The 26437-nt window shown below is 73.4% G+C and carries 22 protein-coding genes; 5 read left to right on the plus strand and 17 right to left on the minus strand.

What is annotated here, in order from left to right:
• Window positions 1-198: 198 nt before the first annotated feature.
• Together O2W53_RS07520 and O2W53_RS07525 are read right to left on the minus strand one after the other, a co-directional pair.
• Window positions 199-1002, minus strand: coding sequence for an exodeoxyribonuclease III (locus O2W53_RS07520; protein WP_269162387.1), 804 nt, complete (start codon window positions 1000-1002; stop codon window positions 199-201).
• Window positions 1003-1034: 32 nt separating this feature from the next.
• The gene (locus O2W53_RS07525) at window positions 1035-1997 is read right to left on the minus strand and encodes an acyl-ACP desaturase (protein ID WP_269162388.1); all 963 of its coding nucleotides are present in this window, start codon (window positions 1995-1997) and stop codon (window positions 1035-1037) included.
• 245 nt (window positions 1998-2242) lie between these two features.
• Between O2W53_RS07525 and O2W53_RS07530 the strand changes: the two genes are divergently transcribed.
• Window positions 2243-3832: an LCP family protein gene (locus O2W53_RS07530; RefSeq protein WP_269162389.1), complete on the plus strand. Its 1590-nt coding sequence runs from the start codon at window positions 2243-2245 to the stop codon at window positions 3830-3832.
• Window positions 3833-3837: 5 nt separating this feature from the next.
• On the opposite strand, the gene O2W53_RS07535 is transcribed toward O2W53_RS07530, so the two are convergent.
• From O2W53_RS07535 to O2W53_RS07550, 4 genes are read right to left on the minus strand one after another with little or no spacing between them, the layout of a single operon-like run.
• Window positions 3838-4470, minus strand: coding sequence for a LutC/YkgG family protein (locus O2W53_RS07535; protein ID WP_269162390.1), 633 nt, complete (start codon window positions 4468-4470; stop codon window positions 3838-3840).
• Window positions 4471-4510: 40 nt separating this feature from the next.
• On the minus strand, window positions 4511-5992 hold the full coding sequence (locus tag O2W53_RS07540; RefSeq protein WP_269162391.1) for a LutB/LldF family L-lactate oxidation iron-sulfur protein: 1482 nt from the start codon (window positions 5990-5992) through the stop codon (window positions 4511-4513).
• Window positions 5989-6786: a (Fe-S)-binding protein gene (locus O2W53_RS07545; protein ID WP_269162392.1), complete on the minus strand. Its 798-nt coding sequence runs from the start codon at window positions 6784-6786 to the stop codon at window positions 5989-5991. The genes O2W53_RS07540 and O2W53_RS07545 overlap by 4 nt, the downstream gene beginning before the upstream one ends.
• Window positions 6787-6801: 15 nt before the next feature.
• Window positions 6802-7836 carry a LacI family DNA-binding transcriptional regulator gene (locus O2W53_RS07550; protein WP_269163059.1) on the minus strand — a complete coding sequence of 345 codons (1035 nt, stop codon included), beginning with the start codon at window positions 7834-7836 and terminating at the stop codon, window positions 6802-6804.
• A gap of 99 nt (window positions 7837-7935) precedes the next feature.
• Between O2W53_RS07550 and O2W53_RS07555 the strand changes: the two genes are divergently transcribed.
• Genes O2W53_RS07555 through O2W53_RS07570 form a run of 4 tightly spaced genes read left to right on the plus strand, consistent with a single transcriptional unit; the run spans window position 7936 to window position 13025 of the window.
• Window positions 7936-8295 (plus strand): L-rhamnose mutarotase, encoded by a 360-nt coding sequence (locus O2W53_RS07555; RefSeq protein ID WP_269162393.1) that lies wholly within the window; start codon window positions 7936-7938, stop codon window positions 8293-8295.
• Complete coding sequence (gene rhaI / locus O2W53_RS07560; protein WP_269162394.1) at window positions 8292-9464, plus strand: L-rhamnose isomerase; 1173 nt, start codon at window positions 8292-8294, stop codon at window positions 9462-9464. The genes O2W53_RS07555 and rhaI overlap by 4 nt, the downstream gene beginning before the upstream one ends.
• A 19-nt stretch (window positions 9465-9483) precedes the next feature.
• Window positions 9484-11520, plus strand: coding sequence for a bifunctional aldolase/short-chain dehydrogenase (locus tag O2W53_RS07565; protein ID WP_269162395.1), 2037 nt, complete (start codon window positions 9484-9486; stop codon window positions 11518-11520).
• Window positions 11517-13025: a rhamnulokinase gene (locus O2W53_RS07570; RefSeq protein ID WP_269162396.1), complete on the plus strand. Its 1509-nt coding sequence runs from the start codon at window positions 11517-11519 to the stop codon at window positions 13023-13025. Before O2W53_RS07565 ends, O2W53_RS07570 begins: the two co-directional genes overlap by 4 nt.
• Before the next feature lie 61 nt (window positions 13026-13086).
• On the opposite strand, the gene O2W53_RS07575 is transcribed toward O2W53_RS07570, so the two are convergent.
• The 11 genes from O2W53_RS07575 to O2W53_RS07625 all read right to left on the minus strand — a co-directional run bounded on the left by O2W53_RS07575 (window position 13087) and on the right by O2W53_RS07625 (window position 26332).
• Window positions 13087-13974 (minus strand): sugar phosphate isomerase/epimerase family protein, encoded by an 888-nt coding sequence (locus tag O2W53_RS07575; protein WP_269162397.1) that lies wholly within the window; start codon window positions 13972-13974, stop codon window positions 13087-13089.
• 103 nt (window positions 13975-14077) lie between these two features.
• Window positions 14078-16123, minus strand: a complete 2046-nt coding sequence (gene rhaD / locus O2W53_RS07580; protein WP_269162398.1) for a bifunctional rhamnulose-1-phosphate aldolase/short-chain dehydrogenase — start codon at window positions 16121-16123, stop codon at window positions 14078-14080.
• A gap of 55 nt (window positions 16124-16178) precedes the next feature.
• Window positions 16179-17654, minus strand: coding sequence for an FGGY-family carbohydrate kinase (locus O2W53_RS07585; RefSeq protein WP_269162399.1), 1476 nt, complete (start codon window positions 17652-17654; stop codon window positions 16179-16181).
• A 2-nt stretch (window positions 17655-17656) separates the two neighbouring features.
• Complete coding sequence (locus O2W53_RS07590) at window positions 17657-18352, minus strand: HAD family hydrolase (protein ID WP_269162400.1); 696 nt, start codon at window positions 18350-18352, stop codon at window positions 17657-17659.
• Window positions 18349-19125, minus strand: a complete 777-nt coding sequence (locus tag O2W53_RS07595) for a class II aldolase/adducin family protein (RefSeq protein ID WP_269162401.1) — start codon at window positions 19123-19125, stop codon at window positions 18349-18351. The genes O2W53_RS07590 and O2W53_RS07595 overlap by 4 nt, the downstream gene beginning before the upstream one ends.
• The gene (locus O2W53_RS07600) at window positions 19122-20237 is read right to left on the minus strand and encodes an ABC transporter permease (protein ID WP_269162402.1); all 1116 of its coding nucleotides are present in this window, start codon (window positions 20235-20237) and stop codon (window positions 19122-19124) included. The genes O2W53_RS07595 and O2W53_RS07600 overlap by 4 nt, the downstream gene beginning before the upstream one ends.
• Complete coding sequence (locus O2W53_RS07605) at window positions 20234-21277, minus strand: ABC transporter permease (RefSeq protein ID WP_269162403.1); 1044 nt, start codon at window positions 21275-21277, stop codon at window positions 20234-20236. Before O2W53_RS07605 ends, O2W53_RS07600 begins: the two co-directional genes overlap by 4 nt.
• Entirely contained in the window at window positions 21274-22824 is a 1551-nt protein-coding gene (locus tag O2W53_RS07610) for a sugar ABC transporter ATP-binding protein (RefSeq protein ID WP_269162404.1), read from the minus strand. The genes O2W53_RS07605 and O2W53_RS07610 overlap by 4 nt, the downstream gene beginning before the upstream one ends.
• An 85-nt stretch (window positions 22825-22909) precedes the next feature.
• Entirely contained in the window at window positions 22910-23818 is a 909-nt protein-coding gene (locus O2W53_RS07615; protein ID WP_269162405.1) for an autoinducer 2 ABC transporter substrate-binding protein, read from the minus strand.
• Window positions 23819-24038: 220 nt separating this feature from the next.
• Window positions 24039-25550, minus strand: a complete 1512-nt coding sequence (locus O2W53_RS07620) for a rhamnulokinase (RefSeq protein ID WP_269162406.1) — start codon at window positions 25548-25550, stop codon at window positions 24039-24041.
• A complete protein-coding gene (locus O2W53_RS07625) occupies window positions 25547-26332 on the minus strand; it encodes a DeoR/GlpR family DNA-binding transcription regulator (protein WP_269162407.1) in 786 nt (261 codons plus the stop codon). Before O2W53_RS07625 ends, O2W53_RS07620 begins: the two co-directional genes overlap by 4 nt.
• Window positions 26333-26437 lie beyond the last annotated feature (105 nt).

Consider the following 26437-nt stretch of genomic DNA (forward strand, 5'->3'; position numbering starts at 1 on the left):
CCCCCCCCCCCCCCCCCCCCCCCCCCCCCCCCCCCCCCCCCCCCCCCCCCCCCCCCCCCCCCCCCCCCCCCCCCCCCGAACACGTCAGACCCGTGCGGCCCTGTCAGTGGCCGGATCCAGCCACTGGGCACCACGGCGACCTGCTGGACCACCGGACCGGCCAGCACGTGCTGGCGCCGGCACCGCGAGTGGGGTGGGTCAGTCGGCCAGGTCGACGACGACCGGGGCGTGGTCGCTGGCGCCCTTGCCCTTGCGCTCCTCGCGGTCGATCCGGGCGCCGGTGACCCGCTGGGCCAGCGCCGGTGAGCCGAGTACGAAGTCGATCCGCATGCCCTCGCGGCGGGGGAAGCGCAGCTGGGTGTAGTCCCAGTAGGTGTAGACGCCCGGCCCCGGGGTGTACGGCCGGACGACGTCGGTGAACCCGGCCTCGACCACACCCCGGAAGGCGGTCCGCTCGGGCTCGGAGACGTGCGTGGAGTGGCTGAACACCGAGATGTCCCAGACGTCGTCGTCCTGCGGGGCGATGTTCCAGTCGCCGACCAGCGCGACCTGCGCCTCGGCGTCCTCGGTGAGCCACCCGCCGGCGTGCACCCGCAGCGCCTCCAGCCACTCGAGCTTGTACTGCAGGTGTGGGTCGGTGAGCGTGCGGCCGTTGGGCACGTACAGGCTCCACACCCGCACGCCGCCGCACGTGGCGCCGAGCGCCCGGGCCTCCTGGGCGGGCTCGACGCCCTCCTTCGACGACCACGAGGGCATCCCCGGGAAGCCGACCTCGACGTCGCTGAGCCCGACCCGGGACAGCAGGGCGACGCCGTTCCACTGCGAGTGGCCGACGTGCGCGACGTCGTAGCCCAGCGCCCGGAACCGGTCCTCCGGGAACTGCTCGTCCTTGCACTTGGTCTCCTGCAGCGCCAGGACGTCGACGTCACTGCGCTGCAGCCAGGCCTCCACCCGGTCGACTCGGCTGCGGATGGAGTTGACGTTCCAGGTGGCCAGGCGCACGGACGCCGAGCCTAGGCGAGCGTGCTCCTCCCTCAGGCCTGGGGCAGGGGGGTGAGCGCGGTGTCCTGGCGGGCCTGCATGCGGGTGCGCATCCGGTCCCGGCTCTCCACGAACTTGGTGGCCTGGGCGTCCAGTCCGGCCAGGAACTGGGCCAGCTCCTCGCGGGCCTGCTCGCCCTCGGGGCCCAGGTTGGTGCGCTCGAACACCTTCCACGCACGGAGCACGGGCTGGATGACCTCGTCGTGGTGCAGTCGCAGGTCGTAGATGCCGGCCTTGGCGATGAGCACGGAGTTCTTCCGGAAGCCGGCCATCGTGGCGCCGGGCATCTCGAAGCGCATGACCTCGTCGGCGACCGCCCGCATGGTCTTGTCCGGCTCGATCTCGAACGCCGCGGAGACGATGTTCCGGTAGAAGACCATGTGCAGGTTCTCGTCCTTGGCGATCCGGGCGAGCAGCTTGTCGGCGATCGGGTCGCCGGTGGCCTTGCCGGTGTTGCGGTGGCTCACCCGGGTGGCGAGCTCCTGGAAGGAGACGTAGGCGACCGCCTCGAGCGGGGTCTTGTCCCCGGAGTCGTAGCCGGAGGTCATGTAGTCCATCCGGGCCCGCTCGAGCTCGACGGGGTCGACTCCGCGGGTGACGACGAGGTAGTCGCGCAGCGCGATGCCGTGCCGGTTCTCCTCCGCCGTCCAGCGGCCGACCCAGGTGCCCCAGGCGCCGTCCCGGCCGAAGCGGGTGGCGATCTCCCGGTGGTAGCTGGGGAGGTTGTCCTCGGTGAGCAGGTTGGTGAACATGGCCGCCTTGGCGGTCTCGTCCAGCCGGGACTGCTCCGGCGACCAGTCCTCGCCGCCGAGGAAGGCGAAGTCCCGACCCTCGGACCACGGGACGTAGTCGTGCGGGTGCCATTCCTGGGCCAGTCCGATGTGCCGGTTCAGGTTCTCCTCGACCACCGGCTCGAGCTCGGTGAGCAGTGCTGCCTCGCGCGACGTGTGGGACACGATCGACCTCCTCGGTCTGGTACCTGCGGTGGGGTGACCTGCGGGACGGTGACGGCGGCGCAGCCGATCGCGATCACACCTGACCCTCCCGTACCCGAGGACGCCCACACCAGACATCCGGCTGTGACCGGCCTCACGACCTCGCTCTCCCGGGGGGGTGAGACCGTCCCGCAGCCCCGTGATGGGTGGCCGAAACGGTGCGATCATGGCCAGATGACCGGATCCGGGACGCGTGGGGCTGCCGCGTGAGCGACGACTCAGCGACCCAGCAGGGCCGACGGCGTGGCCGGCACACCGTCCGCGGCTTCGGGCCGGCCCTGCTGCTCACCGTGGTCGGTGCCCTGGTGCCCGGGTCCGCCTTCCTGGCCACCGGACGGCGACGCCTCGGTGCGGTGGTCGTCGTCGTGTTCATGGTGCTGCTCGGCGCAGTGGCCTACCTGGCCACCACGGGCCTGCGCGACGTGATCCAGGTGGCCGTCGACTCCGCGGCCCTGCGGTGGGTGGTCGGCGGCATCATCGCCCTCGCGGTGGCGTGGCTGCTCGTCGTCCTGATCGGTTACGCGCTGCTGTTGCCGCGCCGCACCAGGGGCTGGCAGCACGTGGTCGGTGCGGTCGTCGTGCTGGCCCTCTGTGCGGCGGTGGTCGTCCCCGCCGTGTGGGCGGTCCGCATCGCCAACGCCCAGGCCGAGCTGCTCGACAGCGTGTTCGCCGACCGGGACAGCGCCACCGTCACTGACTCCCCCGACGGGGCCGACCCGTTCGGCGACCGGGAGGAGGTCAACTTCCTGCTGCTGGGCGGGGACGGCGGCGAGGGTCGCGAGGGGGTCCGCACCGACACGGTGATCGTCGCCAACGTGCAGACCGACACCGGCGAGACCACGCTGTTCAGCCTGCCCCGCAACCTGCAGGAACTGCCCTTCCCCGAGGACAGCCCGCTGGGCGAGGTGTACCCCGACGGGTTCGACGCCGGCAGCGAGAGCGAGAGCCTGCTCAACGCCGTCTACCGCAACGGCCCGGCCTGGTACCCCGACGTCCTGGGCCCCACCGACGACCCGGGCGCCGACTTCCTGAAGCTCGGCGTGGGCGAGGCGCTCGGCCTGCAGATCGACTACTACGTGCTGGTCAACCTGGACGGCTTCAGCCGGCTGGTCGACGCGCTCGGCGGCATCGACGTGAACGTGAACTACTACGTGCCGATCGGGGGCGAGCCCACGCTCGAGATCCTGCCCGACGACTACATCGAGCCGGGCCCGGACCAGCACATGGACGGCGAGCGTGCACTCGACTACGCCCGTGGCCGGTTCGGCCTCACCGACTACCAGCGGATGGACCGCCAGCGGTGCGTGATCAGTGAGATCGTCGAGGCCGCCGACCCGATGACCCTGCTCAGCCGGTTCCAGCAGCTGGCCGCGACCACGCAGGACATCGTGTCCACCGACGTGCCGCAGTCCCGGTTGGACGACCTCGTCGACCTGGCGTTCAAGGTGAAGGACGCCGAGATCCGCAGCGTCGTCTTCGACGACACGGTGATCGACCCGGCGTACCCGGACTACGACCGGATCCGCGCGCTGGTGCAGCAGGCGCTGGGCAACTCGTCGGACACCCCGTCCGCGGACACCTCGCCGGCCCCGAGCACCCCGGCCGAGAGCACCCCGGCCGAGGAGGACGCGACCGAGGACGGGGCTGCGCCGTCCCCCACGCCGTCGGCCGGTGCGACCAGTGCCGCGCCGGCGGAGCCGGACCCGGCCGCCGAGGTCGGCGACGCCTGCGCCTACGACCCGGCGCAGGCGCGGGCCGCCCGCGCGGAGGGGGAGCCCCCGACCCGCAACGGCTGACGCCGTCAGCCGGCCAGCACGACCAGCAGGGTGCGCGGGCCGTGCACGCCCTCGACCCGCTGCAGCTCGATGTCGCTGGTGGCCGAGGGGCCGCTGACCATGGTGAGCGGCCGCAGCGGGTCCAGCCGGGCCAGCCCCTCGGGCACGCTGCCCACCACCTGGTCGGCGGTCACCACGCAGACCAGGCAGTCCGGCAGCAGCGACAGCGCCCGCCGTCCGCAGGCCGGTGAGCCGTCGAGCACCAGGGTGCCGGTCTCGGCGATCGCCACGGCCACCGCGGTGACCGAGGCGGCCCGGTCGGCGAGCTGCACCGCCGGACGGTCGTCGTCGACGTCGCAGCCGGACGGCCGCCAGTCCCCGGCCAGCCCGGGGGCGACGACGACGTCGCCGGCCGCCCACCCGGTGCCCAGTCCCTGGTCCAGGGCGGCCCGCACGGTGGCGCCCACCTCGGCGGGGGAACAGCGCAGCACCGTGGCCCGGTAGTCCTCCACCCGGTCGACCAGCAGCTCCAGCAGTTCCGGGTCGCCGGCCGGGCGGCCGTCGGCCTGCCGGTAGTCGCGGACCACCTCGTCGGGCGTCGTCCGGTCCGCGCCCAGGGCCTGGCGCACCCGGGACAGCACCTCGTCGCGGGCGCTCACCGTCGTCCTCCCGTCGTGTTGCACGTGGAACGTCGCCCGCTCACGACCCGTGCTCCCGGACCCAGGACTCCACGAACGTCTCCTTCGGCGGGGTGGGCAGGTCGCGGCTGCGGGTCCAGCCGGAGACCGGCGGGGGCAGCGCGTTGGGCAACGTGGGCTTCCCGCGGGCGATCAGCCGGCCCAGCCGGGACGCCCGCTGGGCCAGGTGCCACAGCCGCGGGTGCGACATGACCTTTGCCAGACCGCGGAAGGCCACCGCCTCCGCCGTCGGCCGTTCCTGCGCCTCGACGTGCTCGGCGCGCAGGTGCACCAGGATCGAGGGGATGTCGATCGCCACCGGGCAGACGTCGTAGCAGGCGCCGCAGAGCGAGGAGGCGAACGGCAGGGAGGCGTTGTCCTCCACCCCGGTCAGCATCGGCGAGAGCACCGCGCCGATCGGCCCGGGGTAGACGGAGCCGTAGGAGTGGCCACCGGCCCGCTCGTACACCGGGCAGACGTTCAGGCAGGCCGAGCAGCGGATGCAGTGCAGCGCCTCCCGGCCCACCTCGTCGGCGAGCACCGCGGTGCGGCCGTTGTCCAGCAGCACCAGGTGGAACTCCTGCGGCCCGTCGCCGGGGGTCACGCCGGCCCAGGTCGAGGTGTAGGGGTTCATCCGCTCGCCGGTGGAGGAGCGCGGCAGCAGCTGCAAGAAGACCTCGAGGTCGCGCCAGGTGGGCACCACCTTCTCGATGCCCATGACGGTGATCAGCGTCTCCGGCAGGGTCAGGCACATCCGCCCGTTGCCCTCGCTCTCCACCACGGTGAGCGTGCCGGTCTCGGCGACGGCGAAGTTCGCGCCGCTGACGGCCACCCGGGCGCGCAGGAACCTCTCGCGCAGGTGGGTGCGGGCGGCCATCGCCAGCTGGCGGGGGTCGTCGGTGAGGTCGGGGTCGACGCCGGGGATGGTGCGGGCGAAGATCTCCCGGATCTCGGCCCGGTTCTTGTGGATCGCCGGCACAAGGATGTGCGAGGGCTTGTCCTCCCCCAGCTGCACGATCAGCTCGGCCAGGTCGGTCTCGAAGACGTCGAGCCCGGCGGCCTCCAGCGCCTCGTTCAGGCCGATCTCCTGGGTGGCCATCGACTTGACCTTGACCACCTCGGACGTGCCGGTGGCCTGCACCAGCCGGGTGACGATCTCGTTGGCCTCGTTCGCGTCCCGGGCCCAGTGGACGACGCCGCCGCGGGCGGTGACCTGGCGCTCCAGCTCCTCGAGGTGCTCGTCGAGCCGGGCCATGGTCGCGGCCTTCAGCGCCCGGCCGGCCTCGCGCAGCTGCGCCCAGTCGGGCAGCTCGTCGACCACCTTGGCCCGCTTGCCGCGGATCGTGCTGGTCGCGTGGCCGAGGTTGGCCCGCAGCTGCCCGTCGCGCAGCGCGCCCCGGGCGGCGTCCGGGAAGGACTGGTCGCCGCGCAGGTGGCCCACGCCGCGGGGGGCGGTCGGGAGGCCGAGGAACGTGGGCGCCTTCGGGGGCACGGTGGCGGTCATGCCGACACCGTCGGGGTGGTGGGGCGGGCGACTGCTGGTCGGGTCTGCTGGTCGGGGGTCACTGCTTCCTCCGTCGAGGCGAGGATCTCGGCCAGGTGCACCGTGCGGGTGCCGGCCCGGAGCCGGGAGAGGCCGCCGCCGATGTGCATCAGGCAGGAGGCGTCCCCGGCGGTGCAGACCTCGGCGTGCGTGCCGAGGACGTTGGCCATCTTGTCGGTGAGCATCGCGGTGGAGGTGTCGGCGTTCTTCACCGCGAACGTGCCGCCGAAGCCGCAGCACTGCTCGGCGCCGGGCAGCTCGACGAGCTCGAGCCCGCGCACCGCCCGCAGCAGCTGGTAGGGCCGGTCGCCCACCTTGAGCAGCCGCAGCGAGTGGCAGGTCGGGTGGTAGGTGACCCGGTGCGGGTAGTAGGCGCCGACGTCGGTCACCCCCAGCACGTCCACCAGGAACTGGGACAGCTCGTAGGTGCGCCCGGCCAGCTCCTCCGCCTCGTCGGCCAGCCGGTGCTCGCCGGCCCGGCGGGCGACGGCGGCCTGCTGGTGGTGGATCGAGGCTACGCAGGACCCCGACGGCGCCACGATCGCCTCGGCGCCGGCGAAGGCCCGCACGTGGTTGGCGACGATCGGGACCGCCTCCCGGCGGTACCCGGTGTTGACGTGCATCTGCCCGCAGCAGGACTGCCCCGGTGGGACCACGACCTCGTGTCCGAGCCGCTGCAGCAGCGTGGCGGTGGCCCGGGCCACCGAGGGGGTCAGGGTGTCCACCAGGCAGGTGGCGAAGAGCGCGACCTTCACGGGCGGCTCCTCCTCTCAGCTCGCGACGGTCGGGCGGAGTCGCCGGACCGCACTGGACTCGCGGACGACGAGCATCGGCTCGAAGACGGGTTGGTCGTGCTGGTGGCCCTCGGCTGCAGCCTCGTCCAGCAGCAGCTCCGCCGCGCGGCGACCGAGTTCCTGGCGGGGCTTGCGGACCGAGGTCAACGGGACGGCGGCGGCCGCGGCGTAGTCGATGTCGTCGTAGCCGACGATGGCGAAGTCGTCGGGCACCCGGACCTGGTGGCGCACCATCTCCTGGAGCACCCCCATCGCGAGCAGGTCGTTCGCGCAGACGGCGGCGGTGGGGCGCTGCCCGGCCGGCAGGCCGATGATGCGGGACGCGGCCTCGCGGCCACCGGCGACGGTGAGCGTCTCGGGGGTGATCACGGCGAGCGCGTCGTCGGACCCGGTGCCCTCGCGGACGGCGGCGACGACCCCCTGGTAGCGCTCCTGCAGCTGGGGCAGCCCCTCGGGGCCGCCGATGAAGGCGATCCGGCGGTGCCCGCGCTCGAGCAGGTGGTCGGCGGCCAGCCGGCCGCCGAGGACGTCGTCGACGGCCACGGCGCACTGGTCGGGGCCGGGTGCGCGGCGGTCGAGCAGCACGACCGGGACGCCTCGTTGCCGCAGCGTCTCGATCTGCGGGGAGAGCTCCGCGGTGGGGGTGAGGACGACGCCCCGCACCCGTTGCTCGGTGAGCACGTCCAGGTGGGCGGCCTCCTTGGCCGGCCGGCCGTCGGAGTTGCACAGGATCACCGACAGCCCCTGCGCGTTGGCCACCTCCTCCACCCCGCGGGCGACGTCGGTGAAGAACGGGTTGGCGATGTCCAGCACCACCAGCCCGATCGTGCGGCTCCGGCCGGCGCGGAGGTGCCGGGCCGACTCGTTGCGCACGAAGCCCAGCGCGGTGATGGCGGTGACCACCCGCTCGCGGGTCCCGGGGCTGACGGTGTCGGGCCGGTTGAGGACGTTGCTGACCGTGCCGACCGAGACGCCGGCGTGGACGGCGACGTCGCGGATGCTGGCGGTCAGCGCTGCCCCCTCGGTTCCCGGCCGGCCCGTTGACCGCTCGCACGCAGCATCCTACTGTGGCCCACAGCACCTTGTGAATCGTTTCAGCGAGGAGGGGTCGTGCCCCGCGTCTGCTTCACCCTGCAGGTCCGGCCCGACCGGCTCGACGAGTACCGCGAACGGCACGCCGCCGTCTGGCCGGAGATGCTCCGTGCGCTGCGCGACGCCGGCTGGCGTGACTACCAGCTCTTCCTGCGCGACGACGGACTGCTCGTCGGCACCGTGCTGACCGACGACCTCGACGCCGCCCAAGCCGCCGTGGACGCCGCCGCGGTCAGCGCCCGCTGGGAGACCGAGATGGCCCCCTTCTTCGAGACCGGGGACGGCCGCGGCAAGTCCTCGCTCGACCTCGTCTTCGACCTCGACGCCCAGCTGCGGGCCGCCGGGGAGCACACCACCACGAACGGAGAGACCCAGTGACCACCGACTTGCGCGCTCAGGCGCTCGCCGCCCTCGCCGAGCAGACGATCGAGCTGCCCTCCTGGGCGTTCGGCAACGCCGGCACCCGCTTCAAGGTCTTCAGCACCCCCGGCGTCCCGCGCGACCCGTTCGAGAAGATCAGCGACGCCGCCCAGGTGCACCGGCACACCGGCGCCGCCCCCCGGGTCTCGCTGCACATCCCGTGGGACCTGGTCGACGACTTCGGGAAGCTCGCCCAGCACGCCACCGACGAGGGCGTCTCCATCGGCGCGATCAACTCGAACCTGTTCCAGGCCGACGAGTACAAGCTCGGGTCGCTCACCCACGCCGACCCGGCCGTGCGGGCCAAGGCCGTGGCCCACCACGTGCAGTGCATCGACGTCATGCGGGCCACCGGCTCCACCGACCTGAAGATCTGGCTGCCCGACGGCACCAACTACCCGGGCCAGGACGACATCACCGACCGCCAGGAGCGGCTCGCGGAGTCACTGCAGCAGATCTACGCCGAGCTGGACCCCGAGCACCGGCTGATCCTCGAGTACAAGTTCTACGAGCCGTACTTCTACACGATGGACATCCCCGACTGGGGCACCTCGCTGCTGCACTGCCTGGCCCTCGGCGACCAGGCCAAGGTCGTGCTGGACACCGGCCACCACGCCCCGAACACCAACATCGAGTTCATCGTCGCCCAGCTGCTGCGGGTCGGCCGGCTCGGTGCCTTCGACTTCAACTCCCGCTTCTACGGGGACGACGACCTGATCGTGGGCGCCGCCGACCCGTTCCAGCTGTTCCGGATCATGAACGAGATCGTCCGGGCCGACGCGCTCCGCCCGGACTCCGGCGTCAACTTCATGCTCGACCAGTGCCACAACATCGAGCCGAAGATCCCCGGCCAGATCCGCTCGGTGATGAACGTGCAGGAAGCCACCGCCAAGGCGCTGCTGGTCGACCGTGAGGCGCTGCGGGCGGCGCAGCGCAGCGGTGACGTGCTCGGCGCGAACGGCGCGCTGATGGACGCCTACAACACCGACGTCCGCCCGCTGCTCGCCGAGCTGCGCGAGTCCCAGGGCCTGCCCGCCGACCCCTACCGGGCCTACGCCGCCTCCGGGCACCAGGAGCGGATCGCCACCGAGCGCGTCGGAGGCCAGCAGGCCTCCTGGGGCGCCTGAAGAACTGGAGGACGACGACATGACGAACCCCGTGGTCAGTGACCTGCTCGCCCGCTCCAACCGGCTGGGCGAGGACCCGCGCAACACCAACTACGCCGGCGGCAACACCTCCGCCGCCGGCACCGAGACCGACCCGGTGACCGGGCAGCCGGTCGAGCTGCTCTGGGTGAAGGGCTCCGGCGGCGACCTGGGCACGCTGAAGGAGCCCGGCCTGGCGGTGCTCCGGCTGGACCGGCTGCGCTCGCTGGTCGACGTCTACCCCGGCGTCGACCGCGAGGACGAGATGGTCGCCGCGTTCGACTACTGCCTGCACGGCCGGGGTGGCGCCGCGCCGTCCATCGACACCGCGATGCACGGCCTGGTCCGCGCCGGCCACGTCGACCACCTGCACCCCGACTCCGGCATCGCGCTGGCCACCGCGGCCGACGGTGAGGCGCTGACCCGGGAGTGCTTCGGCGACCGCGTGGCCTGGGTGCCGTGGCGCCGTCCCGGCTTCCAGCTCGGCTTGGACATCGCCGACATCGCGGAGAAGAACCCGCAGGCCATCGGGGCCGTCCTGGGCGGGCACGGCATCACCGCCTGGGCCGACACCAGCGAGCAGTGCGAGGCCAACTCGCTGGAGATCATCCGGACGGCGGAGCAGTTCCTCGCCGAGCGCGGCCGGCCGCAGCCCTTCGGTGCGCCGCTGCCCGGGTACGAGGCGCTGCCGGAGGCCGAGCGCCGGGCGAAGGCCGCCGCGCTGTTCCCCGTCGTCCGCGGGCTCGCCTCGACGGACAAGCCGCAGGTCGGGCACCTCACCGACTCCGACGTCGTGCTGGACTTCCTGGCGTCGGCCGAGCACCCGCGGCTGGCCGCGCTGGGCACCTCCTGCCCCGACCACTTCCTGCGCACCAAGGTGCGCCCGCTGGTGGTCGACCTGCCGGCGTCCGCCCCGGTCGAGGACGTCGTCGCCCGGCTCAAGGAGCTGAACGAGGCCTACCGCGCCGACTACGCGGCCTACTACTCCCGGCACGCGAGCCCGGACTCCCCCGCCATGCGCGGCGCGGACCCGGCGATCGTGCTGGTGCCCGGCGTCGGCATGTTCAGCTTCGGGGCGAACAAGCAGACCGCCCGGGTCGCCGGTGAGTTCTACGTCAACGCGATCAACGTGATGCGCGGCGCCGAGTCGGTCTCCACCTACGCGCCGATCGACGAGAGCGAGAAGTTCCGGATCGAGTACTGGGCGCTGGAGGAGGCCAAGCTCGCCCGGATGCCGAAGCCCAAGCCGCTGGCCACCCGGGTCGCGCTGGTCACCGGCGCGGCGAGCGGGATCGGCAAGGCGATCGCCCAGCGGCTGGCCGCCGAGGGCGCGTGCGTCGTCGTCGCCGACCTCGACCTGGCCAAGGCCACCGACGCCGCCGCGGAGATCGGCTCGGCCGACGTCGCGATCGGCGTGGCGGCCGACGTCAGCGACGCCGAGGCGGTGGCCGCGGCGTTCCGGGCGGCCGTGCTGGCCTTCGGCGGGGTCGACCTGGTGGTCAACAACGCCGGGCTGTCGATCTCCAAGCCGCTGCTGGAGACCACGGAGCAGGACTGGGACCTGCAGCACGACGTGATGGCCAAGGGCTCGTTCCTGGTCTCCCGCGAGGCGGCCCGGATCATGATCGAGCAGGGCATGGGCGGCGACGTCGTCTACATCTCCAGCAAGAACGCGGTCTTCGCCGGCCCGAGCAACATCGCCTACTCCTCGACCAAGGCCGACCAGGCCCACCAGGTGCGGCTGCTGGCCGCCGAGCTCGGCGAGCACGAGATCCGGGTCAACGGCATCAACCCCGACGGCGTCGTCCGCGGGTCGGGGATCTTCGCCGGCGGCTGGGGCGCCAAGCGGGCCGCGGTCTACGGCGTCCCGGAGGAGGAGCTGGGCAAGTACTACGCCCAGCGCACCCTGCTCAAGCGCGAGGTGCTGCCCGACCACGTCGCCGACGCCGTCTTCGCGCTGACCGGTGGCGAGCTCACCCGGACGACGGGGCTGCACGTCCCGGTCGACTCCGGCGTCGCCGCCGCCTTCCTCCGATGACGACCCACCACCAAAATGGCCATTTTGGTGGTCGGGAGCTGACCCTGGCGGCTGTCGACCTCGGGGCCTCCAGTGGCCGGGTGATGACGGCGCGGGTCGGCCCGGGGCGGTTGGAGCTGCACGAGGTCAACCGGTTCGCCAACCGGCCGGTCCGGGTCGCCGGCACGCTGCACTGGGACGTGCTGGCGCTCTACGCCGGGGTGCTCGACGGCCTGCGGGCCGCCGGCCGGGACGTCGGGCCGCTGGACGGCGTCGGCATCGACAGCTGGGCGGTCGACGTCGGGCTGCTCGACGCCGACGGCGCGCTGCTCGGCAACCCGGTGCACTACCGGGACGCCCGGCACGCCACCGCCGTCCCCGGGGTGCACGAACTGGTGTCACCGGCCGAGCTCTACCGGGTCAACGGCCTGCAGCACCTGCCGTTCAACACGGTCTTCCAGCTCGCGGCGATGCGGCAGCTGGCCGGCTTCGGGCTGGCCCGGCACGCGCTGCTGATCCCCGACCTGCTGGCGTACTGGCTCACCGGCGCCGTCGGGGCCGAGCTCACCAACGCGTCCACCACCGGGCTGCTGGACGCCACCACCCGGCAGTGGTCGACCGACCTCATCGACCGGCTCCGCCTCCCGCACGAGCTGTTCCCGCCGTTGCGGCAACCCGGGGACCGGCTCGGTGAGCTCACCGGTGACGTGCTCGCCGAGACCGGGCTGACCGGGCCGGTGCCGGTGACGGCGGTGGGCTCGCACGACACCGCCTCCGCGGTGGTCGGGGTGCCGGCGGAGTCCGAGCGCTTCGCCTACGTCTCCTGCGGCACCTGGTCACTGGTCGGCGTGGAGCTGCCCGACCCGGTGCTCACCGAGGCCAGCCGGGAGGCCGGGTTCACCAACGAGCTCGGGGTGGACGGAACGGTCCGTTACCTGCGCAACGTGATGGGGCTGTGGCTGCTGCAGGAGTCCTTGCGCACCTGGCAGTTGGCCGGCCTGCCGGCCGACCTCACCGAACTGCTGCACGCCGCGGCCCGGGAGCCTGCCTTCGGCGCGGTCGTCGACTGCGACGACGACCGCTTCCTGCCGCCCGGCGACATGCCGGCCCGGATCGCGGAGGTCTGCCGGGAGACCGGGCAGACGCCGCCGCAGAGCCAGGCGGCCACGGTCCGCTGCATCCTGGACAGCCTGGCGCTGGCCTACCGGCGCACGGTCCGCCAGGCGGCCGAGCTGTCCGGGCGGTCGGTGGACGTCGTCCACCTGGTCGGCGGCGGCGCCCGCAACACGCTGCTCTGCCAGCTCACCGCCGACGCCTGCGGCCTGCCGGTGCTGGCCGGCCCGGTCGAGGCGGCGGCGCTGGGCAACGTGCTGGTCCAGGCCCGCGCCGGGGGCGCACTCAGCGGGGGGCTCGCCGAGCTCCGGACGCTGCTGCGGGCCACCCAGCAGGTCGCCCGGCACGACCCCACCCCGTGCCAGGAGGCCGCGTGGCAGGCCGCGGAGGACCGGGTCCGGCGCACCCGCTGAACGCGGCCAGGAGCCCCGCCAGGAGACCGGCCCGGCTACCGGGCTCCTGGCGGCCAGCGCCTCAGCCCGGTGCGCCCCGCCGGGCCGCCGCCCCGGCCAGCCCGGCCTTGGTGAACGCCAGGGCGTCCCGGGCCAGGGCGTGGTTGTCGGTCCACAGGTTGCGCCAGATCGCCAGGTCGTTGGAGAGCGTCCGGTGCACGACCTCGGAGGAGAAGGACTCGAACGTCACGATGCCGTCGTAACCGACCTCGTCCAGGGCGCCGAAGAACTCCGCCCAGGGGATCGAGCCGGTGCCCAGGGCCCCGCGGTGGGACTCCCCGACGTGCACGTAGCCCAGTCGCCCCGCCGCTGCGGCCGCCCGCACCGCCTCGGTGAACGAGTGCTCCTCGATGTTCATGTGGTACGTGTCGAGGTGGGCCATGACGTTGGGCCGGTCCACGGCGGCGATGAACTCCAGCGTCTGCTGCGTGGTGTTGAGGACGTTCGTCTCGTACCGGTTGCAGAACTCCAGCGCGAGGGTGATCCCCGAAGCGGCGGCCTTGTCCGCCAGCCAGGCGATCGCCTCCTGGGAGTTCGCCCGGCCGCGCTCGGTCGCCGGGGCGTCGTACTTGCCCAGCTTGGAGTAGAGCACCCCGCACAACGTCGTCCCGCCGCTGTCCCGCAGCACTCCGAGGGCCGTGGCCAGCCGCTCCCGGCCACGGGCCACCGTGTCGGGGTCCTCGCTGGACACGTCGGTGTCCGCGCCGAGCCCCAGCGAGGCGCTCACCTGCAGCCCGTGCTCCTGCAACAGCCGCGCGGTCAGGTCGGCGTCGTACCCGGTCGGGTCGATCGGGGCGATCTCGATCAGGTCGTACCCGGCCTCGGCGCTGGCGGCGACGGCCCGGCGGGCCTCCTCCGGGGACCAGCCCCCGGTCCAGACCAGTGCGTGGACACCGTGGGTGACAGGCATGGGACTCCTTCCTCGTGCCCCGGGACCGGGGCGTGCGACAGGTGGTGCGTCAGCTCGTCCTCGCCAGGTCAGGAGTCCGGCCCGGAGGCCGGGCTCCTGACGGTCAGCGCAGGAACGCCGCGGCGACCCCGGAGTCGACCGGGACGATCAGCCCGGTCGTCACCGCGAGGGTGCCGTTGGTCAGCGCGAGGACGGCGCCGGCCACGTGCTCGGGGAGGACCTCCTCCTTGAGCACGGTGCGCTGGGCGTAGAACTTGCCCAGGTCCTCCTCCTCGACGCCGTAGGTCTTCGCCCGGGAGGCGCCCCAGCCGCCGGCGAAGATCCCCGAGCCGCGGACCACGCCGTCGGGGTTGATGCCGTTGACCCGGATGCCATCTTCCCCCAGTTCGGTGGCCAGCAGCCGCACCATGTGGGCCTGCGCGGCCTTGGCCGAGGAGTACGCCAGGTTGTTCGGCCCGGCGAAGACCGCGTTCTTCGAGCAGATGTTGATCACGTCGCCGCCCAGCCCCTGGCCGCGGAGCACCCGGGCCGCGGCCTGGGTGACCACGAAGCTGCCGCGGGTCATCACCGCGAACTGGGCGTCCCAGTCGGCGAGGGTGGTGTCCTCCAGCGAGCCCGGCTTCACGAACCCGGCGTTGTTCACCACGATGTCGATGCCGCCCAGCCGCAGCACCGCCTCCTGCACCGCGGCGGCGACCGCAGCGGGGTCGGAGACGTCCATCCGCACCGCGACGGCCCGGTCCGGGCCACCGAGCTCGGTGGCCACCTCCTCGCTGCGGGCCAGGTCGAGGTCGGCGATGACGATGTCGGCGCCGTGCTCGTGCAGCAGCCGGGCGGTGGCCAGGCCGATGCCCGACGCGCCGCCGGTGACCAGAGCGACCCGGCCGGACAGTGCCTTCGGCTTCGGCCGGCGCTTGAGCTTGTCCTCCTCCAGCTGCCAGTACTCGACGGCGAACTTCTCCGCCTCGCTGATCGGTGCGTAGGAGGAGACGCCCTCGGCGCCGCGCATCACGTTGATCGCGTTGACGTAGTACTCCCCGGCCACCCGGGCGGTCTGGTGGTCGGCGCCGAAGGAGAACATGCCGACGCCGGGCACCAGCACGATCGCGGGGGCAGAACCGCGCATCGCCGGCGACTCCGGGCGTGCGTGCCGCTGGTAGTAGGCGCTGTACTCCGCCTGGTACTCCGCCAGCAGCTCGGCCAGCCGCGCGTCGACGTCGGCCAGCGGGGCGTCGACGGGGACGTCGAGCACCATCGGCCGGATCTTGGTGCGCAGGAAGTGGTCGGGGCAGGAGGTGCCCAGCGCGACCAGGTCGGCCAGCTTCTCCCGGGACAGGAAGTCCAGGACGACGTCGGAGTCGGTGAAGTGCCCGACCTGCCGGCTGCTCGCCGAGGCGATCCGGCGCAGCGACGGGAACAGCTCGGCCGCCCGGGCCCGCCGCTGCCCCTCGGGCAGCGCCACCCGGTCGGGCACCACGGCACCGAACGGCTCGGGCACCGACCGACGAGCGAGGAACTCGGCCGCCTCGTCGATGATCCGCAGCGCCCGCTCTTGCGCCTCCGCCGAGGTGGCGCCCCAGCTGGTCAGCCCGTGCCCGCCGAGCACGGCGCCGATCACGGTCGGGTCCTGGGCGAGCTGCGACACCTGCCGGCCGAGCTCCCACCCGGGCCGCTTCCACGGCACCCAGGCCACGGCGCCGCCCCACAGCTCCTGCACCAGGGCCGGACCGTCGGCCGCGCAGGCCAGCGCGGTCACCGAGTCCGGGTGCAGGTGGTCGACGTGCGGGCAGTCCACCAGGCCGTGCATGGGGGTGTCGATCGAGGGGGTCGCCCCCCCGGTGCCGAACGCGGCGTGCGGGAAGAGGCCGACCATCTCGTCCTCGTGCTCGACGCCGCGGTAGACGTCGTCCAGGGCCAGGAAGGGCTCCCGCCGCAGGACGGCGAGCCCTTCCGCGCGCAGGGTGCCCAGGTCGCCGCCGGAGCCCTTCACGTAGACCAGCTCGACGTCCTTGCCGGTGGCCGGGCTGGGGACCGTGACCTTGACCGACGTGTTGCCGCCGCCGTAGTTGGTCACGGTCGGGTCGCTGCCGTAGCGGTGCGACCGCTCGAGCAGCTCGCGGACGCCCTCGGGCAGGTCGGTGTCGCTCATGGGACGGGGTCTCCGTTCTGGCAGCCGGGCTGCCGCTGGTGCTGATCCGGGGTGGTCATGCCGCGCCGGCGGCGGGCAGGAGGGCGCGGCGGCGGAGCTCGGCCAGGAACCGCTGGTAGCCCTCCTCCAGCTGCGGCACCTCGGCCGGGTCGGGGTCGACGACGAGGTCGGGGTGGACGGCGCGGGCGACGACCTCGGCCAGCAGGTGGCCCAGGTCACCGGGGTGGGTGGTCGCCGTCCAGCCGGTGGCGGCCAGCAGCGCGGCGCCGACACCGCTGCTGGGGTCACGGGGCCGGGCCACCGGGCGGGCCAGGGTGCTGGCGCGGACCTGCAGCCACGGGAGGGAGCGGCTACCGCCGCCGGCCACCCGGTGGTCGGTCGAAACGACACCCAGCTCGGCGAGCCGGTCCAGGCCCAGCCGTTCGACGAAGGCCACCCCGTCCAGCTCCGCGCGGTGGCGCTGTACCGGCGACGGGGGCGGACCAGGTGGCCGCCGGGGGTCGACCAGGAAGCCGACGGCGTTGGGGTCGACGAAGGGGAAGCGCTCGCCGGTGCGCGGCGGCGGGGGCAGCGGGTAGGCGATCAGCGGGGAGGGGCCGGTGGCGAGCGCGGCGGCGTCCAGGGCGGGCAGGTCACCGGTCGCGGTCAGCACCCCGGCGCCGGAGTTGGAGGCGCCGCCGGGCCACCAGCGGCCGCCGGGGGCCAGGTGCGAGTAGACCGGGCCGGCGTCGATCCGGTGGTCGCTGACGCCCTTGAGCACCAGGGTGGTGCCGAGGACGCCCATCGTCTGGCCGGGGCGCACGGCGCCGGCGGCGACCTGTGCGGTGCAGCCGTCGGTCATCCCGGCCACCACGAGCACGCCGGGGGGCAGCCCCAGCCCGGCGGCGACGTCGGGCAGCACGGTGCCGATCACCGCGCCCGGGTGGACCAGGGGAGGCAGCGTGCCGGCCGGGACGCCGCCGTCCGCGAGCAGCTCCGGCCAGCGGGCGGCGGCGGGGTCGATACCGGCCTTGAGGGCGTGGGAGGTGTCGCTGACCAGCTGCCCGGTCAGCGCGGCGACCACGACGTCGGCGCTGTGCAGGTAGTGCCGGCCCGGGGCGGGCGCCGTCTCCGGCTGGCCGGCGAGCCACAGCAGCCGGCCGACCGTGCCGGCCGAGCCGAGACGGGCGCCGGTGCGCTCGACCAGCGCCGCGGTCAGCGCCCGGCCGCGGTCGTCGGAGTAGAGCAGCGCGGGGCCGACCGGCCGGCCGGTGGCGTCGGCGGCCACCACCGTGCCGGAGGTGCCGGTGACCGACAGCGCGCACACGGCGGCGGCCCGGCGGCCCAGCGCAGACACCACGTCGGCCGTCGACCGCAGCGCGGCGGCGGCGTGCTCGGGACGCTGCTCCACCCAGCCGGGCCGGGGGGTGACCGGCGCGGGCAGCGCGGTGTCGGCGGTGGCCAGCACCTGGCCGGTGCCGGCGTCCACGGCGACCACCCGCACCGCTGCGGTGGCCAGGTCGATGCCGAGGACGATCGGGTCGGTGCCCACGGTCAGACCGCCGTGCCCGCCAGCAGCCGGGCGGCCAGGCCGTCCAGGCTGCGGACCGCGAGGTCCGGCTCGGCCAGCTGCTCCGGGGTCGGCTCGTCGGGGGCCTCGCCGCGCAGCACCCAGACGGTGCCCAGGCCCAGGGCCGCGGCGGGGCGGACGTCGGTGTCCAGCCGGTTGCCGATGTGCACGGCCTGCTCCGGGCGCGCCCCGGCCTGCGCCAGGCACCAGGTGAACAGCTCGGGGCTGGGCTTCTCGTGCCCGACGATGGCCGAGACGCCCCAGACGTCCACGGAGTCGGCCACCCCGTCGCGGGTGAGCGCGTCGACGACGGCGCGCTCCTGGTTGGCCAGCACGCCGACGGTCACCCGGCCGCGGAGCTGGGCCAGGAACGGCAGCACGTCGGCGTACAGGGTGCCCGCGGGGTGGTGCCAGTGCGCCCGGGTCCGCTCGTGCAGGGCGTCGCGCAGCTGCGGGTCGCCGAGCAGCTCGGTGGCCAGCGCGCGGCGCAGGGAGCCGCCCTGCTCGGCCCGGATCCGGTCGTAGACGGCGCGGAACGCGCTGCGGTCCACCGGTCCGCGGCCCTGGTCGGCCCGCAGCTCGTCGAGCGCCTGCAGCACGGCGACGACGAAGTTCTCGTCGTCGTAGACGGGCCCGCCCACGTCCAGGAAGACCGCCCGCAGGTCCTGCGGGAGGGTCATCGGGAGCCGCCGGCCAGGATCCGGCGCCGCTCCTCGATGTCGTCGCGGGCGAAGAACGTCTCCACCGACGCGGCCGGCAGCGGCACCACCCCGCCCATGGCGTACGCCGCCGAACGGACCTGGGCGCCCTTGACGGCCATCTGCGAGACGCCCTCGATGCCGGCGGCGCTGGGCGCGTTCACCACGATCCCGTGGTTGCCCAGCAGCACCAGCTGCGGCAGCTCGCCGTGGGTCTCCCAGTGCCGGGTGAGGCCCTCGAGGTAGACCCGGCCGAGCTCGACGCCCGGCTGGGCGTAGGGCACGAACAGCGGCCGGCCGATGACGACGGCCTCGTCGGAGTAGACGTAGGTGTCGTAGGCGGTGGCCGCGTGCACGCTGGCCAGCAGCGCCACCACCGCGGTCGGGTGGGTGTGGCCGACGAACGGCGTGGGGGAGAACGCCTGGGCGGCGACGTGCACCAGCGTCTCGATGGAGGCCCGCCGGCGCCGGCCCTCGTGCTCCCCGGCGTCCAGCGCCGCGGTGAGGTCGGCCTGGGTGCTCCGCGGGTCCCGGATCAGCTCGACCAGCGGGTCGACGTCGACGACGACGAAGTCCTGAGCGTCGACGTCCCGCATGCCCGACCCCGAGGCCTTGACGACCACCCGGCCGTCGTCCAGCAGCTGCGAGGTGTTGCCCTCGGCGAGGATGGCCAGGTCCCGGCCCGGCTCGCCCAGGGCCCGGGTGAGCTGGACGAGCTCGGTGCTGACCAGGGACGGGTCCCAGGTGGCGGTCATGAGGTTCCTCCGTAGCGTCGGTTCGAGAAGCCGTTGAGCAGGGCGGCGAAGATGAGCACGACGCCCAGGGCGAAGAGCTGGAGCTGGCTGCCGGCGTTGCCCGGGACGGCCAGCAGGATCCCGGCGTTCAGCCAGACGATCAGCAGCGTGGCCAGCACCACGCCGGCGACCCGGCCGATGCCGCCGGTGATGGCGACCCCGCCGAGGACGGCGATGGTGATGGCCGGCAGCGCCATGCCGTTGCCGGCCACCCCGGAGTCGGGGCGGGCGGAGGCGAACTGCGCGACGGTGACCACCGCGACCAGGCCGGAGATGGCCCCCGCGGCGACGTAGGCGGTGAACCGGGTGCGGGCGACGTTGATGCCGGTCCACTCGGCGGCGACGTCGTTGGTGCCGATCGCGTACAGCCGCCGGCCGTAGGTGGTGCGGGCCAGGACCAGCCACACCACGAGGGCGGTCGGGATGAGGAACGTGAACACGCCCAGTGGGATGCGGGGGAACGCCTCGGGCAGGAAGGGCAGGGAGACCGCCGAGGCGGTGGAGTACAGGTCCTGGACCGGCTGGCTGTTGATCGGTCGCTGGTCGTTGACCACGAGGGCCAGCGAGCTGAAGCCGTAGTAGGTGGCCAGCGTGGTGATCAGGGCCGGGAAGCCGAGGTAGGCGATCAGGCCGCCGTTGACCGCGCCGCACAGCCCACCGAAGACGACGGCGAGCACCAGGGCCGCGGGCAGCGACCAGCCCCACTCGCCGTAGGCGAAGCCGAAGACCATGCCGGTCAGCGAGACGATCGCCCCGACCGAGAGGTCGATCCCGCCGCGGCCGGAGGTGATCACCAGCAGCTCGGCGAGCCCGAGCATCACCAGGGGCACGGCGTTGATCAGCGTCGCCGCCAGGTAGGAGGTGCTGTACGGCGCGCTCAGGTAGTTGTTGGCGCTGAGCTGGCTCATGGTGATCAGCACGGTGGCCAGCAGCAGCACCAGCAGGGCGATCCGCTGGGTGAGCAGGATGCGCAGCACCTTGGCCGGCAGGCTCTCCTTGCGGCCGGCGACCTCCGCGACGGTGCTGCCGGAGTCCGCGGCGGGCTCTGTTCCGGGCGTGGTCTGGGTGCTCACGAGGCCCTCCGGGTGCGCTGGCGGATCAGGTCGGCGCCGACGGCGATGAGGATGAAGAGCCCGACGAAGAGGTCGGACAGCTGGGAGCGCCAGCCCAGCTGGGTGACGCCGGTGGCCACCGTCTGCACCAGCAGCGCACCGAGCACGGTGCCCAGTACCGAGCCGCGGCCGCCGATGATCGACGTCCCACCGATCACGACGGCGGCGATGACGGCGAGCTCCAGACCCGATCCGACGTTCGCCGCCAGGCTGGAGGTGCCCTGGGCGAGCACGAAGCAGGAGGCGAGTCCGGCGAGCAGCCCGGTGACGACGTAGGCCATCAGCACCCGGGTGCGCACCGAGATCCCGGCCAGCCGCGCGGCCTGGGAGTCCCCGCCGATCGCGTAGAAGTGCCGCCCGCCGGCGGTGTGCCGCAGGTACCACCAGGCCAGCGCGGCGATCACCAGCATGATCACGAAGCTGTGCGGGATCCCCAGGGTGCGGCCGGCCTCCCCACGGCCGAAAAAGTTCAGCGTGCGGGGGATGCCCTCGACGGTCGAGGAGCCGAACACCTGCAGCCCGATGAACCGGAAGAGGTTCAGCGTGCCGAAGGTGATGATGATCGCGTGCACCCGGCCGTAGGCGATCAGCACGCCGTTGACCAGGCCGAGGACGCCGCCGATGGCGACCGCGAGCAGCACGGCCAGCGGCAGCGGGAGTCCGCTGCCGACCATCGTCTGGGCGACGATCACCGAGCAGACCATCACGATGCTGCCCACCGACACGTCGATGCCGCCGGTGATGATCACGATCGTCATGCCCACGCCGATCAACGCGATCGGCGTCATCCCGACCAGCAGCGGGACGATCGAACCGGAGGTGAAGAACGCCGGGGTGGCCAGGCTCAGGGCCAGCCACAGCAGGGCGATGACGACGATCAGCACCATCTCCTGCCCGGTGACCGGGGGCGGGAGGAGGCGCTGCCTGCCCCGGTCCGCCGGCGCTGCCGCGGCCGGTTCGCCGTCCGGCCGTCCGGCCGGGGTGAGGGTCGAGCTGCTCACGCCGTGACCTCCTGGTCTTCCTCGGCGCCGGCCGCGGCGGCCAGCACGTCGACCTGGGTGGCGCCCGGGCCGAACTCGGTCGTCGTGGTGCCGGCTCGGACGACCTGCAGGCGATCGGCGATCCGGATCGCCTCGGCGAGGTCGGAGGTGACGATCAGCACGGCGGTCCCCTCGTCGGCGAGCTGGGTGATGATGCGGTGGATCTCCTCCTTGGCGCCCACGTCCACGCCCTGGGTGGGCTCGGCGAGGACCAGGACGCGTGGTCGGTCGACCAGCTGACGGGCCAGCACGACCTTCTGGGCGTTGCCACCGGAGAGGGCGGAGACGGGCTGCCGCTCGTGCGGGGTCTTGACCGACAACCGGCTGATCATCGAGCGGGCGACCTCGCGTTCGCGGCGCCGGTCGACCCAGACCCGCAGCTTGGACAGCAGCGGCAGGTGGCCGGCGGAGATGTTGAACGAGATCGGCTGGAAGCTGAACAGCCCCTGCTGCTTGCGGTTGGCCGGGAGCAGGGCGATGCCGAGGTCCTTGGCCTCCCGTGGTGAGCGGGGCCGCACCTCCTCCCCGTCCACGAGGATCGTGCCGGCGGTCGCCTGGGCCATCCCGTAGACGGTGGCGCCGATCTCGGCCACCCCGGAGCCGATCAGGCCGTAGAGGGCGACGATCTCGCCGGGCCGGATGCTGACGTCCACGTCGTGGAAGTGCCCGGTGAGCCCGAGGCCGCGCAGCTCCAGCCGCGGGTCGCCCGGGGGCACGGTGCGGTCGGGGCGGGCGTCGTCCAGGATGCCGCCGACCATCAGCTCGACGATCTGGCGGACGTCGAGGTCGGCGATCGGGTGGGTGCCGATCGTCTGCCCGTCCCGCATGACGGTGACCTCGTCGGCGATGACGAACAGCTCGTCGAGGCGGTGCGAGATGTAGATGATCGAGACGCCGGCGGCGGTCAGCCGGCGCACCACGCTGAACAGGACCTCGACCTCGCGGTCGGTCAGGATGGCGGACGGCTCGTCCAGGATCAGCACCTTGGCGTCGCCGGCCAGTGCCTTGGCGATGGAGACCTGCTGCTGCTCGGCGATGGAGAGCCCGCCGACGGTGGCGGTGGCGTACCGGGCAGGGAGGCCGAGCAGGTCGAGCAGCTCGACGACCTTGGCGTTCTGGGCGGCCCAGTCGACCCGGCCGCCGCGGGTGAGCTCGCGGCCGGTGAAGACGTTCTCGGACACGGTCAGCTCGGCGAACAGCTGGGGTTCCTGGTAGACGGTCGCGATCCCGAGGGCCATCGCGTCGTGGGTCGAGGTGATGGACACCGGTGCGCCGTCGAAGGTGATCGTCCCGGCGTCGGCGGTCTCGGCGCCCGAGAGGATCTTGATCAGGGTGGACTTGCCGGCGCCGTTCTCCCCGACCAGGGCGTGCACCGTGCCTGGCTGGACGGCCATGTCGGCGTGCCGGATGGCCCGGACCGCGCCGAAGCGCTTCGAGACGCCGGACACCGAGAGGCGGGCGGGCGTGGCCCGGTCCCTGCTCGGGGTGCTGGGCTGGGGAGTGGTCATGACCTCACGGCTTCCACGGGTCGAGGGGGGCGGAGGGGTGCTGCGGGCGGGCCGGCCGGCCCGCCCGCAGCGGGGCCTCGGTGGCTCAGTAGTCGAACTCGCCGACGTTCTCGGTGGTCAGGACCAGCGGCGGGCCGAGGAGCAGGGTCTTGGTCTCCTCGTCGTACTCGACCGCGGACAGGTCGGAGTTGACGTCGTTGGTCGCCTCGAACTCGGCGCCCTCGGCCAGCTGCATGCCGGCCCAGACGGTGAGGTAGCCCAGCGCCTCGACGTCCCACAGCACGCTGGAGGAGGCCGAACCGTCCTCCAGGTACGGGGCGATGGAGTTGGGGGTGCCGAGGCCGACGGTGGAGACCTGGCCGATCCGGCCGGCGTCCCGGACGGCCTGGGCGACGCCCGGTGCCGAGGAGGTGCACTCGCCGACCAGCCCGGTCAGCGTCGGGTCGGAGTTCATCAGGTCGGTGGCCATCTGGGTGGCCGCGGCCTGGTCCTCACCGGCGTAGACGACCTCGGTGATCTCCACCTCGGGGTACTCCGAGGCGGTGTACTCCCGCTGGACCTCGATCCAGCTGTTCAGGTTCTCCGCCGTCTCACCGCAGGACACGATGGCGTAGCGGCCGGCGCCGCCCATCGCCTCGACCATCTGGTCGGTCAGCGTCTGGCCGATGCCCTCGGTGGAGGCCTGGCTGACGAAGACCTCGCGGACCGAGTTCGGCGCGTCGGTGTCGGTGGTGCCCACCGCGATGCCGGCGTCGGCGGCCTCCTGCAGCAGGGGGGCCATCGAGTCGGGGTCGTTGGGCGCGACGAAGAGCACGTCGACGTCCTGCTGGATGAAGGAACGGACGATGTCGGCCTGAGCGGCAGCATCCGCCTCGACCGGGCCCTGGTACAGCCACTCGCAGCCCAGTTCCTCGCAGGCGGCCTCGCCGCCGGCGTTCATCGCCTCGAAGTAGGGGATGCCCTGCAACTTGGGGACGAAGGCGATCGTGGGCATGTCGTCCCCACCACCGGATCCGCCGCTGCCTCCAGCGGACCCGCCGCTGCCCTCGCCACACCCGGCAAGGGTGAGGGCCATCCCGACACCGACCACGGCGACCGTGGCCCTGTTACGCCTTGCGCTCATCTTCACTCCATCGTGATGCGGGGTGTTCCCCGCGGTGAGCCCGCCGCTCGGGAGAGAGGCGGGGACCGGGCACCTGCCCGGGAGTCGTGGATCAGCCGCCGCGGAGGCCGCGGGCCTGGTCGTCGGCGGTCATCAGCTGCCGCAGCCGGGCCGCGGCGTCGTCCCACGCGGAGGACGACCTCGGCTCGTACGTGCGCAGCCGGCCCGAGGCGGCGACGACCCGGCGGAGATCGGCCAGGTCGGCGAGCTCGCCCAGGGCGATCAGCTGGACGCCGGCGTTGCCCAGCGCGGTGGCCTCGACGGGCCCGCAGTGCACGGGCAGGCCGGTCGCGTCGGCCGTCGCCTGGGCCAGCAGGGCGTTCTGCGAGCCGCCTCCGGTGACGTTGATCGAGGTCGCCGGCTGCCCGGTCACCGCCACCAGGTCCTCCGCCGTGGCGCGGTAGGTCAGGGCCAGGCTGTCGATCACGCAGCGGACGACCGCGCCGACCGTCTCCGGCACCGGGTCACCGTGCCGCGCGCAGTAGGCGCGCAACCGGCTGGGCATGTCGCCCGGGGCCAGGAAGTCGGTGGCGTTGGGGTTCACGATGCTGCGCAGCGGCGGCTCGGCGGTGGCCAGCTCGACCAGGTCGGTGTAGCTGAGGTCGGCCCCCTCGCGTGCCCACTGCCGGCGGCACTCCTGCAGGATCCACAGCCCCATGACGTTGCGCAGCAGCCGGACGGTGCCGGCGTAGCCGCCCTCGTTGGTGAGGTTGGCGGCCGACGTCTCCGGCGTCACCAGGGCGTCGTCCCGCTCGACCCCCATCAGGGACCAGGTGCCCGAGGAGATGAAGAGCCCACCGGGGCCGCTGAACGGGGTGCCCACCACCGCCGCGGCCGTGTCGTGGCCGGTCGGGACGACGACCCGGGTGCCGGCCAGCGGCCCCTCGGCGAGCGGGCCGACCACCGGGCCGACGTCGGTGCCCGGCGCCACGACCGCCGGCAGCAGGTGGGTGGGGACCTGCAGGGCGTCGAGCAGCCCGGTCGCCCACCTGCCGGTCGCGGTGTCGTACATGCCGGAGGTGGAGGCGGCGGTGTGCTCGGTGGCGCGGAGGCCGGAGAGCCGGTGGTGGAAGAGGTCCGGCACCATCAGCAGCGTCGCCGCACCGGCCAGCCGGTCGGTGTGGTGGGCGTCGTCCAGCAGGGCGAAGACCCCGTTGATCTCCATGGTCTGGCAGCCGGTGGCGGCGTAGAGGGCCTCCTGCCCGACCATGCCGATGGCCTCGGCCATCGCCCGGACCTGCCGGGGGTCGCGGTAGCAGGTCGGCTCGTCCAGCAGCGTGCCGTCGGCGCGCAGCAGGCCGTAGTCCACGCCCCAGGTGTCCACGCCGACCGAGGCGATCGACCGGTCCTGCCCGAGTGCGGCCAGCTGATCCTCGACGTGTCCCCACAGCCGCTCGAACTCCCAGCGGAGCACGCCGTCCACCGGGCGGGCCCCGTTGGGGAACCGGCCGACGACGTCGAGGTCCAGCCGCTGTCCGTCGAAGGTGGCCGCGACGACCCGACCGCTCTCGGCGCCCAGGTCGACGGCGGCGACGGTCTGGCCGGTGCCCGGCCGGCCGCTCATGACCGACGCTCCATCGCCACGGCGTGCACGGGGACGCCGGCGGCCGTGATCGCGGCGGCCTGGGCCGGGTCCACCCCGTCATCGGTGTAGACGGCGGTCAGCCGGCCGATCGGCACGCACGGGTGGATGGAGAAGCCCCCGAACTTCGCGGAGTCGACGAGCCCGTAGACCTCGGTGCAGGCGTCGGCCAGGTAGCGCTTGGCCTGGGCCTCCTCGTTCGCCAGGTCGAGCAGCCCGTGCTCGACGGAGATGCCGTGACCGCCGAGGAAGCCGCGGTCGATCCGGCCGCGGCCGGCGAGGACGTCGCCGACCAGCCCGACCAGCGAGCGGGCGGAGCGGCGGACGACCCCGCCGGGGAGCAGCACGTTCGCGTCGGTGCGCTCGGAGAGCAGGGTGGCCGTGGGCAGGCTGTTGGTCACGACGACGAGCCCGCGACGGTCGAGCAGCTGCTGGGCCAGGTAGTGACAGGTGCTGGAGGAGTCGAGGGCGATCACGTCGCCGTCCCGGACCAGCGGGGCGACCGCGTCGGCGATCGCCTCCTTCTCGGCCCGCCGGTGCCGCAGCCGGCTCTCGAACGAGCCCTCGTCGGAGACCGCGGCCGGGACCGCCCCACCGCGGACCCGGCGCAGCACCGACCGCTGCTCCAGCGCCTCGAGGTCCTTGCGGATCGTGACCGTGGACACGCCCAGCTGGTCGGCCAGGCTGGCCACGAGCACACGGCCGTGGCTGTCCAGCTGCTCGAGGATCGCCCGGGAACGGGCGAACTCGTCGAGTGAGGTCACGGGTCGTTCCTTCCTCGGCGTCAGCGGCGAGTGGGTGGAGCGTTGTGATGCAGGCCGCAAAGCTAAGGAGAACGAAACTGAACGTCAACAAGTGAAGATGATCCG

Source organism: Modestobacter sp. VKM Ac-2978 (assembly GCF_026968025.1).
Classification (GTDB): Bacteria; Actinomycetota; Actinomycetes; order Mycobacteriales; family Geodermatophilaceae; genus Modestobacter.

Excerpts from the sequence above, each read along its gene's own strand:
- O2W53_RS07615 (WP_269162405.1), bottom strand. The coding sequence starts at position 23,818 with ATGCCCACGATCGCCTTCGTCCCCAAGTTGCAGGGCATCCCCTACTTC.
- O2W53_RS07565 (WP_269162395.1), top strand. The coding sequence starts at position 9,484 with ATGACGAACCCCGTGGTCAGTGACCTGCTCGCCCGCTCCAACCGGCTG.
- O2W53_RS07620 (WP_269162406.1), bottom strand. The coding sequence starts at position 25,550 with ATGAGCGGCCGGCCGGGCACCGGCCAGACCGTCGCCGCCGTCGACCTG.
- O2W53_RS07570 (WP_269162396.1), top strand. The coding sequence starts at position 11,517 with ATGACGACCCACCACCAAAATGGCCATTTTGGTGGTCGGGAGCTGACC.
- O2W53_RS07540 (WP_269162391.1), bottom strand. The coding sequence starts at position 5,992 with ATGACCGCCACCGTGCCCCCGAAGGCGCCCACGTTCCTCGGCCTCCCG.
- O2W53_RS07610 (WP_269162404.1), bottom strand. The coding sequence starts at position 22,824 with ATGACCACTCCCCAGCCCAGCACCCCGAGCAGGGACCGGGCCACGCCC.
- O2W53_RS07575 (WP_269162397.1), bottom strand. The coding sequence starts at position 13,974 with ATGCCTGTCACCCACGGTGTCCACGCACTGGTCTGGACCGGGGGCTGG.
- rhaD (WP_269162398.1), bottom strand. The coding sequence starts at position 16,123 with ATGAGCGACACCGACCTGCCCGAGGGCGTCCGCGAGCTGCTCGAGCGG.
- O2W53_RS07595 (WP_269162401.1), bottom strand. The coding sequence starts at position 19,125 with ATGACCGCCACCTGGGACCCGTCCCTGGTCAGCACCGAGCTCGTCCAG.
- O2W53_RS07590 (WP_269162400.1), bottom strand. The coding sequence starts at position 18,352 with ATGACCCTCCCGCAGGACCTGCGGGCGGTCTTCCTGGACGTGGGCGGG.